This window comes from Geomonas sp. (assembly GCF_056994735.1).
This window is the reverse complement of sequence record NZ_JBXKJL010000167.1, coordinates 1-2,093: the sequence shown is the minus strand read 5'-3', so window position 1 is coordinate 2,093 and position 2,093 is coordinate 1. Positions and strand designations below refer to the sequence as shown.

The 2,093-nt window shown below is 58.2% G+C and carries 2 protein-coding genes and 1 tRNA gene; all 3 read left to right on the top strand.

The genetic code is table 11. The annotated features are described in order from the left end of the window. A partial coding sequence (pyrF, locus tag AC11W3_RS07910) for an orotidine-5'-phosphate decarboxylase (RefSeq protein ID WP_484092769.1) occupies positions 1-702 on the top strand: 702 nt, incomplete at its 5' end. Between the two features lie 209 nt (positions 703-911). Further along, a complete protein-coding gene (gene rlmB / locus AC11W3_RS07905) occupies positions 912-1,664 on the top strand; it encodes a 23S rRNA (guanosine(2251)-2'-O)-methyltransferase RlmB (protein ID WP_484089890.1) in 753 nt (250 codons plus the stop codon). Positions 1,665-1,723: 59 nt separating this feature from the next. After that, positions 1,724-1,800 (top strand) — tRNA-Met (locus AC11W3_RS07900). Positions 1,801-2,093 lie beyond the last annotated feature (293 nt).

The window sequence follows — 2,093 nt, the reverse complement described above, 5'->3', positions numbered from 1 at the left end:
GTCAAGAAGATCATATTCGCCATGGACGTAAAAGAGTTCAGCGATGTCCAACTCTGGGCAGAGCTCCTTTCGCGCCACGTCGGCATGTTCAAAGTCGGAAAGCAGCTCTACACCGCCTGCGGCCCCGCTGCCGTTCGCATGATCCAGAAATGCGGCGGAGAAGTCTTCCTCGACCTCAAATATCACGACATCCCGAACACCGTAGCCATGGCAACCCTCGAGGCCGCCAACCTGGGCGTCAAACTGTGTGACCTGCACGCCATGGGCGGCTACGAGATGATGAACACCACCATGGAGACCCTCGACAAGAACTTCAAATCCGCCGAGCGTCCCAAGGTCCTGGCCATCACCGTGCTCACCTCCTCCAACGAAGAGACCCTGCGCGGCATCGGCGTCAACCTCTCCGTCCCCGAGATGGTGGTGAAGCTGGCCAAGCTTGCGCAAAGCGCCGGCGTTGACGGCGTCGTCGCCTCACCGCAGGAAATAGGACTCATCCGTGAAGCGTGCGGCAAAGACTTCCTGGTCGTTACCCCCGGAATTCGTCCTTCCTTCGCGGCGGCCAACGACCAGAAGCGGATTATGACCCCGGCCGAAGCCGTCAAAGCAGGCTGCGACTACATGGTCATCGGCCGTCCCATCGCCGCCGCCGAAAGCCCGGTGAATGCCGCCGAAGCCATAGTAGACGAAATCGTCGCCGGCTAGCTCCGTCCACATCCCCTCGCCCTCCGGGAGAGGGGCAGGGGTGAGGGCCGTTGCCATATTTGTTGCCGAGCGAGTATAGGACTCACCATCGTGCAAAGATAAAGCTGCCCCCGCCTCAGAAATTACGCCCGACGTCCCCCCCTTGATAAAGGGGGGACAGGGGGAATTTGCTTTTCTCCTCCCTCATGACCACATTTGATAGGCCCCCTATGCCCCCCAAAGAAGAAGTAATTTACGGCGTCAATCCGGTAATGGAAGCCCTCCGCGGCACCCGCAGCATCTTTGAGCTTTTCGTCGCCGGATCCACCTCCGACAAAAGAATGGAGAAGATCCTGAAGCTCGCCGCCGAGCGGAAAGTCCCCGTGAGGCAGCGCGAGAAGGGAGACCTGTCGCGTCTCTGTGGAACCGACCATCACCAGGGCGTGGCGCTGAAGGTGGAACCTTTCTCCTACGCCGATCTGGACGATGTCCTCGAAGCCTCGAAAGCCAAAGGGCAGGGCCTGATCCTGGTGCTCGACAGCGTCCAGGACCCGCACAACCTCGGCGCCCTGATCAGAAGCGCCGCCTGTGCCGGAGCCGATGCCGTAGTGATCCCCAAAGACCGCGCAGCAGGCGTCACCGCCGTCGCCGAGAAGGCCTCCGCCGGCGCGGCCGGCACCATTCCCGTCGCCCAGGTCGTCAACATTTCTCAGGCACTGGAAGAGCTGAAGAAAGCCGGCTTCTGGGTCTTCGGAGCCGACGGTACCGCCAAGGTGAACCTCTACCAGCAGGATTTTACCGGTCCGGTAGCGCTGGTGATAGGCGGGGAAGGAGAGGGGATCAGACCCCTGGTGCGGAAGTCATGCGACGCACTGATCAGTATTCCGATGCAAGGCGGAGTCAACTCACTCAACGCCTCCGTCGCCGGCGCAGTACTGTTATTCGAAGTCGTACGACAGAGGCTGGCGAAGAGAAAAGAGTAAGGGAAACTTTAAGTTGACTCTCAGAGGCAGCTGTAGTATAAAGATTGAGTTGGACATGACGCGGGGTGGAGCAGTCTGGTAGCTCGTCGGGCTCATAACCCGAAGGTCACAGGTTCAAATCCTGTCCCCGCAACCAAATAAATCAAAAGGGATTAGCCAATACGGTTAATCCCTTTTTTGCGTTCTGTCCCCTTGGGGCTTACCCTTTGCCGGCATGTAACCACGCTTTCAGACTGTCCCCCTCCGTCGCACAGTTCACTTCTCCGTTCTCTTTCGTAATGGCTTGCTGCATTTGTCCGCTGTAGCAAGCGCTCTGGCTTCCTCATTTGTCCTTGCAGTTCCGCAAAAAGTCGGAGAGTCTTGTTTCAGGTCAATTACAAACAATCTGGAGACTACATCACCTACTGATGCTTCTTTTCTTGCATCCTG